Origin of the sequence: Streptodolium elevatio (assembly GCF_040649515.1) — a bacterium.
Lineage (GTDB): Bacteria > Actinomycetota > Actinomycetes > Streptomycetales > Streptomycetaceae > Yinghuangia > Yinghuangia elevatio.
In genome coordinates this window covers 1-8,514 of the sequence record NZ_JBEZFP010000226.1, presented here as the reverse complement: position 1 = coordinate 8,514, position 8,514 = coordinate 1, and the positions used below count along the sequence as shown (strand labels likewise).

Annotated in this window: 10 protein-coding genes and 1 pseudogene; 3 read left to right on the top strand and 8 right to left on the bottom strand. The window is 71.5% G+C overall.

The genetic code is table 11. From position 1 onward, the window contains the following. The 7 genes from AB0C36_RS41830 to AB0C36_RS41800 all read right to left on the bottom strand — a co-directional run. Positions 1-608 (bottom strand): ABC transporter ATP-binding protein (locus AB0C36_RS41830; protein WP_358364727.1); only part of this gene is annotated, 608 nt, incomplete at its 3' end. 136 nt (positions 609-744) lie between these two features. Next, positions 745-1,950 (bottom strand): polyamine ABC transporter substrate-binding protein, encoded by a 1,206-nt coding sequence (locus AB0C36_RS41825; RefSeq protein ID WP_435839229.1) that lies wholly within the window; start codon positions 1,948-1,950, stop codon positions 745-747. A gap of 405 nt (positions 1,951-2,355) precedes the next feature. Continuing rightward, positions 2,356-3,171 carry a serine hydrolase domain-containing protein gene (locus AB0C36_RS41820; protein WP_358364724.1) on the bottom strand — a complete coding sequence of 272 codons (816 nt, stop codon included), beginning with the start codon at positions 3,169-3,171 and terminating at the stop codon, positions 2,356-2,358. Positions 3,172-3,266: 95 nt separating this feature from the next. After that, on the bottom strand, positions 3,267-4,073 hold the full coding sequence (locus tag AB0C36_RS41815) for an LppU/SCO3897 family protein (RefSeq protein ID WP_358364721.1): 807 nt from the start codon (positions 4,071-4,073) through the stop codon (positions 3,267-3,269). 148 nt (positions 4,074-4,221) lie between these two features. Continuing rightward, entirely contained in the window at positions 4,222-4,737 is a 516-nt protein-coding gene (locus AB0C36_RS41810) for an arsenate reductase/protein-tyrosine-phosphatase family protein (protein ID WP_358364718.1), read from the bottom strand. A gap of 45 nt (positions 4,738-4,782) precedes the next feature. Then, entirely contained in the window at positions 4,783-5,211 is a 429-nt protein-coding gene (locus AB0C36_RS41805; RefSeq protein WP_358364715.1) for a (4Fe-4S)-binding protein, read from the bottom strand. 50 nt (positions 5,212-5,261) lie between these two features. Further along, positions 5,262-5,567: a GNAT family N-acetyltransferase gene (locus AB0C36_RS41800; protein WP_358364712.1), complete on the bottom strand. Its 306-nt coding sequence runs from the start codon at positions 5,565-5,567 to the stop codon at positions 5,262-5,264. Between the two features lie 126 nt (positions 5,568-5,693). On the opposite strand from AB0C36_RS41800, the gene AB0C36_RS41795 reads away from it, so the two are divergent. Then, a complete protein-coding gene (locus AB0C36_RS41795; protein ID WP_358364709.1) occupies positions 5,694-6,566 on the top strand; it encodes an SDR family NAD(P)-dependent oxidoreductase in 873 nt (290 codons plus the stop codon). Between the two features lie 214 nt (positions 6,567-6,780). Then, a complete protein-coding gene (locus AB0C36_RS41790) occupies positions 6,781-7,578 on the top strand; it encodes a restriction endonuclease (RefSeq protein WP_358364707.1) in 798 nt (265 codons plus the stop codon). Here AB0C36_RS41790 and AB0C36_RS41785 read toward each other — a convergent pair. Then, on the bottom strand, positions 7,507-7,731 hold the full coding sequence (locus AB0C36_RS41785; protein WP_358364705.1) for an FmdB family zinc ribbon protein: 225 nt from the start codon (positions 7,729-7,731) through the stop codon (positions 7,507-7,509). The genes AB0C36_RS41790 and AB0C36_RS41785 overlap by 72 nt on opposite strands. Positions 7,732-7,988: 257 nt before the next feature. Here AB0C36_RS41785 and AB0C36_RS41780 point away from each other — a divergent pair. Further along, positions 7,989-8,409 (top strand): annotated as a pseudogene (locus AB0C36_RS41780) (aldehyde dehydrogenase family protein); the annotation flags it as partial. Positions 8,410-8,514: the final 105 nt, after the last annotated feature.

The window sequence follows — 8,514 nt, the reverse complement described above, 5'->3', positions numbered from 1 at the left end:
ATGGCCTCTTCCTGGTCGTGCGTCACGTGCACGAAGGTGATGCCGACCTCGGTCTGGATGCGCTTGAGCTCCAGTTGCATCTGGCGGCGCAGCTTCAGGTCCAGCGCGCCCAGCGGCTCGTCGAGCAGCAACACCTGCGGGTGGTTGATCAGCGCGCGTGCCACCGCCACCCGCTGCTGCTGGCCACCGGACAACTGCGCCGGCTTGCGCCTGCCCAGTTCGCCGAGTTGCACCAGTTCGAGCATGTCCTTGACCGGTCCGGCGATGTCCTTGCGGCCCTTGCGACGCAGCCCGAACGCGACGTTCTCGGCGACCGTGAGGTGCGGGAACAGCGCGTAGCTCTGGAACACCGTGTTGACCGGCCGCTTGTGCGGGGGAAGCCGGGTGACGTCCTGGCCGCCGATGACCACCCGGCCCGAGGTGGGCTGTTCGAGGCCCGCGACCATCCGCAGCGTCGTCGTCTTGCCGCACCCGGACGCGCCGAGCAGGGCGAAGAACGACCCCTCCGGGACGGTCAGGTCGATGGGCCGTACGGCGGTGAACCCGCCGAACCGCTTGCTCAGGCCGGTCAGTTCGACCCGGCCGGCGTCGCGCCCCTGATCCTTCATGCTGATCCTTACCTGGTTGCCGGGGGCATGCCGAGGGGCGAAGCCCCCGGCGCGACCCCTCCGTGCGGTCGCGTCCGCGGGGTCTCGTCCGCGGAGTCCGGTGACTCCGCCCTCGGTCGGGCGGTGGGCGGCTGCGTCAGACGCCGATGACCTTGGCGAAGGCCTCTTCGTACCGCGTCTCCTCGTCCTCGGTGAGGGCCCGGAACGTGTGCGCCTTGGCGGCCATCGCCTCGGACGGGAGCACCAGCTCGTTCTTGCCGATCTCCGGGTCGAGCTTCAGCAGTTCGTCGCGGACGCCGACGACCGGCGAGATGTAGTTGATGGACGCGGTCAGCTTCGCGGCGACGTCGACGCGGTAGTAGTAGTCGATCAGCTTCTCGGCGTTGGCCTTGTGCGCGGCCTTCGTCGGGATCAGCAACTCGTCGGTGCCGATGGGGTATCCGTGCTCGGGCACGGCGAACCGCACGGACGGGGTGTCCGCCTGGAGCTGGATCAGGTCGCCGGACCACGCGAGGCATGCGGCGATGTCCCCGGCCTGCAGCTCCTGCGCGTAGTCGTTGCCGGTGAAGCGCCGGATCTGGCCGCTGTCCACCGCCTTCTGGATCTTGTCGATGGCCGCCTTGTAGTCGTCGTCGGTGAACGACTCGGTCTGCTTGCCCATGCCCAGGAGCACCATGCCCACCGTGTCGCGCATCTCCGTCAGCAGGGCGACCTTGCCCTTCAGCTGCGGGTTGGTGAGGAGGTCGTCGACGGTGGCGGGGACGAAGCCGCGGGTCGCCTGCTCGTTGTACGCGATCAGGGTGGACAGCTGCGTCCACGGGTACGCGAACTCGCGGTTCGGGTCCCATGAGTTGCCCTTGTAGCGCGGGTCGAGGTTCTTGACCGCGGTGGGCATGTTGGCCGGGTCCATCTTCTGCACGTACCCGCGGCGCACCAGCGTGGAGGCCAGCCAGTCGGTCAGCACGATCAGGTCGCGCTTGGTGTCCGAGCCCTTCGCGAGCTGCGGCTCGATCTTCGCGTAGAACTCGTTGTTGTCGTTGATGTCCTCGGTGTACTTGACCTTGAGGCCGGTCTCCGCGGTGAACGCGTCGAGCGTGGGGTGCTTGTTCTCGTCCTGCTCGTCGACGTCGATGTAGAGCGGCCAGTTCGAGAAGACGATGTCGGAACCGCCGCCGCTCCCGCTGTCGTCCCCACAGGCGGTGAGCAGGCCACCGGCAGCAACGGCCAGGCCTGCCGCGGCACTTCCGCGCAGCATCGTGCGCCGCGATATCGCGGCGCGGACCGCGGCGCCGCGGCCGGAGACGATGTTGCGGACGGCCGCCGCGCGTACCGGGGCGGACATCCGGTCGAGTGCGTCGTCGAACTCGGGGCCGAGGTCGGAAGGGGAACCGGATCTGATGTCCCGGGAGTTCATGCGGCGGACCTCCTGGAGGGTGTGGTCGCCCAGCAGCGCGGGGAGAGATGCGTGACGTGCCGGGTGCGTGCGGTGCGTGGGACCGAGGGGATGGACCGGGCGGTGCGTCTGAGCGGGCCGAGAGGGTCGGTTGCGGACCCTGTTCCGCTTGGGCATGAACGATTCCGGTGTGCGATCCACTCGGGCAATGGACACAGTGTCAATTCCGGCCACGGAAATTGACGCCCTGTCAGTTTCTCTGGCGTGTCGCGTTCCAGATGTTGCGACACTTCCGGTATATCCACCGGCGGCCCGACGGTACGGGCGGACGCGTGGTTGGTGCGTCGACCCCGGTCAGCCTGCCAGTTCTGCGAGCACCCCGTCGTTGAACGGCGGCCAGGCCTCGATCGCCCAGGTGCCGAAATCGCGGTCGGCGAGGCACACGGTGGCGGCGCCGGCCTGCGGGTCGACCAACAGGAACGTGCCACGCTGCCCGAAGTGGCCGAAAGTCGCCGGTGAATTGCGGGCACCGGTCCAGTGCGGGGACTTGTGGCCGCGGATCTCGAAGCCGAGGCCCCAGTCGTTGGGTCGCTGGAGGCCGTACCCGGGGACCACGCCGTCCAGGCCAGGGAACGCCACCGACGTCGCCGCGGCGACGGTCTCGGGCGCGAGCAGCTTGGGGGCCATCAGCTCGGCGGCGAACCTGGCCAGGTCGTCCACCGTCGACACGCCGCCGGACGCGGGGGAGCCCTCCAAGCTGCTGTCGGTCATGCCCAGCGGCCGGAACACCGCCTCGTTCAGGTACACCGGGAACGGGATGCCGCAGGCCTCCTGGACATGCCGGACCAGCACCTCGAAGCCCGCGTTGGAGTAGATGCGGCGGTCGCCCGGCCGGGCCATGACGCGCTCGTGGTCGAACGCGTACCCGGCCGTGTGCGCGAGCAGGTGCCGCACGGTGGCGCCCTCGGGCCCGGCGGGCTCGTCGAGTTCGACGCCGCCCTCCTCGATCGCGACCAGCACCGCGTAGGCGGTCAGCGGCTTGGTCACCGAGGCCAGCTGGAACCGCATGCCGGTCGGGCCGTGCGTGCCGAGGACGGCACCGTCGGCGCCGACCACGGCGGCCGCGGCGTTCGGCACCGGCCAGGACTCGATGACGCGCAGGCTCTCCACACGACGAGCCTACGGGGGAAGGCCGGCGGGGGAGCCGTCAGGGCGCACTCCGCCGCGTCGGCACTGCGGCACTGCGGCACTGCGTCACTGCGTCATCAGGGCGACATTCCCGGGGTGAACATGACGCCGCCGGATTCGATCATGCACAGCACGAACGGCTGGGGGCCGGGGTACGCGTACGTCGCCACCGCGACGGACGGGCAGCCCTCGGCGGAGGTGGCGCCGTCGAGGCGTACCAGGAGCGTGTAATCCGCCTCCGGGTCCGCGCAGTCGACCGGCGACACGCGCGGTGCGGACTCGGTCCCGAAGTTGCGCAGGCAGTCCCCGACGACCGCTTCGGATATGCCGCGGGTGTCGCCGCCGTCGGCGTCGGAGGAGCTGAGCACGACGGTCAGCAGCATTGCCACAAGCAGCAGCGGGACCACGACGAGGGTCGCCGCCCAGGGGCGCCGGTGCAGCGGGCGTCCGGCCGAAAGCGGCGGGCGAGGGGCGCCGGGGCGCGGTGCGTCCAGCTTCAGGGCCCGGTCGCGGACACGCAGGTTGGTGACCAGCACGAGCGGCCCCACCACCAGCGACCACGCGCTCCACCAGCCCTTCTTGAGGGTCTGCTCCTGCGCGTCGCGGAATGCGGCCAGTCCGCAGTCGCGGCAGCGTACGGACTTCTCCTTGTGCGTCGACATCAGGAGGACGAGGCCGACGTGCGAGCGCAGCGTCGCCTCGACCGCGGGGTACGCGCCGCAGATGGCGCAGACCGGCCCGCCGCTGAGTGCGGCGTAGTACGCGGGCAGCGCGTCCGGTGCTTCGGCCGCGGGCGTTTCGGCGGCGGGGGCTTCGGCCGCGAGGGCGCCGGCGGCCGGGGTCCGCGGCGAGAAGGGATTGCGTCCGTGGGGAGGTTGCGTCACAGGGGGACCTCGTCGGGCGTGGGCGGGGAAAGGCCCGAAAGTAGCGTCCCGAACGGCCATTTGACAGTTTCCGGCGGTCGCCGCGACGGCTTCCGGCCGCTATGCCCGCAAGATCCGTTCCGGCCGCCGGGCCGGGCCCCGGCCTCGGTCAGTCGCCGAGGAGAGGGAGCGCGGTGCGCATCAGGGTGTCGATCTCGGCCGCGCACGCGAGGTAGTCCTCGACCTCGCCGCCGCCGGGGTCCTCGACGTCCTCCCAGGCCGGGTCGATCTCGGCCCCGGCGAGGCCGAGGCCGGCGACGCGCCCGGCCAGCGGCCCAGGGCCCTTCGGCAACGTGGCGACGAGCCGGTGCAGCGTTGTCGTGCGCGCGGCCGCCTCGGGGTGGTTGCGGCGTATGTACGCGACGTGCTCGCAGGCCAGCGCCACCACCACGTCGGCGGCCGCGAGGTGGTCGGCGGTCAGCTGCGTACCGCGGTGCGCGTCGGCCTGGAGGCCCAGGGACTCCAGGGCCCGGCGGGTGCGCCAACTGATCGGCTGCCCCTCGATCACGAACGTCCCGGCGGTGCGCACCCGCCACGCGGGGCGCTCCCGTTCCGCCAGCACCCCGGCCAGGACCGAGCGGGTGGCGTTTCCGGTGCAGATGAAGAGGAGCGAGGGCACGTCCATGGCGGAAGGCTAGTCGGGCGGCCCCGGGTCGCGTTCAGGTGCGGCTCACGTCCAGGTCTTGCCCTGGAGGAGGCAGTCGTTGCTGCCGTCGCAGTAGGGCTGGTTTCCGGTGTGACCGCAGCGGCACAGGGCCGCGCGGGTTTCGTGCGTGTGCTTGCCATCGGCGGTGCGCAGCACCAGGTGGCCGCGCAGCACGAAGGGGCCGCCGGCCACCGCCGTGACGGTGGTCGGGTGCACCGGTGTCTCCGGGGCGTTGCCCTTGGGGGTGTAGTGCAGCGCGCCGCTGGGGCAGCGCGAGATGACCTCGCCGATCTCCTCGGGCGAGGCCGCGGACGCGTCGACCCAGGGTTTGCGGCCGGTGTCGAACACGGCGGGCAGCCCGCGCACACACTCGCCCGAGTGCAGGCAGCGGTGCGCGTCGAAGGTCACCGTGACGTCTTCGGTCTCGTAGACCTTGGCTTTCGATTCGGTCATGGTCGTCTCCGTCCTCGCCCTCCGCGGACCGGAGCCGGTGAGGTCGGCCGTCAGCCGGCCGCCTCGCCGCGCGGGTCCTCGACGAGGAGGTCCTGGTACTCCGGGTGGCGCTCGATCCAGCCCTTCATGAAGGGGCAGAGCGGGAGGACACCGCGCCCCGAGGCGCGGACGTCGTCCAGCGCGCCCTTCAGGAGCTTGCCGCCGAGCCCCATGCCCTCGAACTTGTCGGATACCTCCGTGTGGGTGAACACGGTCACCTCTTCGGTGGCCATGTACTCGGAGTACCCGGCGGTCTGGCCGTCTACCCGGACCTCGTATCGGTCGTTCTCGGGCAAGTGAACGACGGTGACGTCCATCAGGGGCCTCTTTTTCGATCGGTTCGGCAGGGATGCGGGCGCACCCGAAAACTACTCGGACCATTCGACCGTACGACCACCACCCGCGCGACCCGGCGCTTGACCTGTGCGGGCACTCCGGTCAACATGCCTGTATCTGACGGGGCGTCATATTTGGAGGAGATGGGCGTGCTGGATCCCGAACCCCTGGCCGGACGCGTTGCTGTGATCACCGGAGGCGGGGCCGGGATCGGCGGCGGAGCCTCGCGCCTGCTGGCCCGGGCGGGCGCGCTCGTCGTCCTCAACGACATCGACGCCGGGTACGCCGAAGCCGCCGCCAAGGACATCGCCGACGCGGGCGGCCGGGCGGTCACCGTGGTCGGCGACATCCGTGAGCCGGCAACCGTCGCGCGCCTGCGCGAGGCCGCCCTCGCGGCCACCCCCGAAGGGCGCGTCGACGTCCTGGTCAACAACGTCGGCGACTACCGCCCGTCGTCGGTGTTCCTGCGCAGCACCGAAGAGGATTGGGCCGCGTCGCACGCGATCAATTTCGAGCACGTCCTGCGCGTCACCCAGGCGCTGCTTCCGCCGATGATCGAGAGCGGCGGGGGCAGCATCGTCAACGTGTCGACGGTCGAGGCGCTGCGCGGCATCCCGGGGTGCCCGGTCTACTCGGCGTACAACGCGGCGGTCATCGCGTTCACCAAGAGCCTCGCGGTCGACGTCGGCCGCAAGGGCGTCCGCGTCAACTGCATCGCTCCCGACATGGCGCAGACGCTGCAGACCCCGCGCGAGCAGATGCTGCGCGGCCGGGACGAGAAGCTGATCCAGTCGTGGATCCCGGTCGGCCGCTTCGGCGAGCCGGACGAGTACGCCCAGGTGGTGCTGTTCCTCGCGTCCGACGCGTCGTCGTACGTCACCGGCCATGTGCTCCCGGTCGACGGCGGCACCACGGCGGCGAGCGGCTGGTACGGCAGGGCGGACGGCCGGGGCTGGACCAACCTGCCCGACCAGGCGTAGGGCGGATCCGGGCGGCTCCTCCGCCTGCGCCGCCGACCTGCCGTTGTGGTCCGGCCCCGCTCGGGGCTGGGCCCGGTCCCGGTCCCGCCCCTGCCCCGTTCTGCCCCGTCCTGCCCTGGCCCCGCAATTCCGGGAACCGCCATGCGACTTCGAACGTCAGGGCGGGTATCAGGCCACGGAGTGCACTACCGGGACCGACAGGGGGCAGGCGGAAATGGCAGTACGCGCGGGCCGTGCAGGGGCGCGGCGTTCACCGGGATGGCTGGCGGCGCTGCTGGTCGGCGCGGAGGCGCTCGCGGTCGGTGCGTGGGCGCTGATCGAGGCGGCGGGCGTCGACCAGGAGCCCTACCTGCTGGGCGTCTACGGCGGCGGGGCCGGCATCGCGGTCATCGTGCTGTGGTGGTTGTTCGCGCGCGACACCCGGCCCGTCGAGGTCGTCCGCCGCCGCGAGAACCAGGACCGCGAGGCCCGGGCCGCGCTGTTGCGGCTGGACCGCATGGACCCTGTACGCCTGGGCGAGCACATCGCCGAACTGTGCCGCCGCGACGGCCTGTCCGAGGTCGAGGCCGTGCGCGTGCACGACGACGCGCACTCGGTCGACGTCACCGGCATTCTGGCCGACGGAACGGGCGTCGTCGTGCGGTGCCGCGCGGTGGCCGGCGCGGCGACGGTGTCCGGATCGGTCGTGGAGCGGCTGGCGGAGGCGGAGCAGCACGAAGGACGTACGCGCGTCCTCGCCACCACCGCGGGCGGCTTCTCGCGCAAGGCCCACGACCTCGCCGCCGAGGAGGCCGCCCCGCAACTGCTCGACCGCCGCGCGCTGGCCCGATGGGATCTGGAAGCCGAGATCCCCGCGGCGTTGCGTGCGTCCGCGGCGGCCGACTCCGAGGCGCCGGAAGCGGCGGGCACCCGCGCGCGGCGACTGCCGCGGGCGCGGCGGTCAGCCGCAGCAGCCCCCGCCGCAGCACGCCCCGCCGCCACCGGACGGACGCGGCGCGGGAGCGGGGCCTGAGCCGAGGCTGCCGGAGATCCCGACCGCGGACAGGAGCTTGACCGTGTCGTCGTGCCCGGCGGGGCAGGTCGCGGGTGCGCTCGACATCGACATCGGGCGGTTCACGGTGAAGGTGTCGCCGCACGCGCGGCAGCGGAAGTCGTAGTTGGGCATGGCCCGAAGCGTACCCAGCCCTTGGCCCGGACGGGACCCGCGTCGGGCCGTCGCGGCGCAGGCGGGCCGCCGAGGCCAACTGGTACGGCACGCTGGTGGCCATCACGCCCGTGATGTTCACCCGGATGGGTGGTGTGACGGCGTGACTACTACTAGCTTCGTCGGTACGTCAGCGTCCCCGGGACCCGCACTCCGCTCCCGACAGCCATCCGCAACTCCGTTCGTGGCGAGCACCGTCGCCGTGCCGAGGAGGACACGTGGTGTACCAGCGGCCAGGACAGCCCGACAGCATCCTCAACTTCCAGCAGAGGTACGACAATTTCATCGGTGGCAAGCAGGTGCCGCCGGTACGCGGGGAGTACTTCCCCAACATCTCGCCGGTCACCGGGCAGCAGTACTGCGAGGTCGCCCGCTCGACCGCCGAGGACATCGAACTCGCCCTCGACGCCGCGCATGCCGCCGCCGAGACGTGGGGTCGCACCAGCACCACCGAGCGGTCGCGCATGCTGCTGCGGATCGCGGACCGCATGGAAGAGAACCTGGAGCGGCTCGCGGTCACCGAGACGTGGGACAACGGCAAACCGGTTCGCGAGGCGCTGGCCGCCGATCTCCCGCTCGCCGTCGACCACTTCCGCTACTTCGCGGGCGTCATCCGGGCGCAGGAGGGCTCGATCGCCCAGATCGACGCTGTCTCTGTCGACCACGCAGCCGACGAACACCGACTGATCCCGGCGCGGTTGCTACGCCGTCCCGTCGGCGCGTGACACCGACACCTGGCCTTCC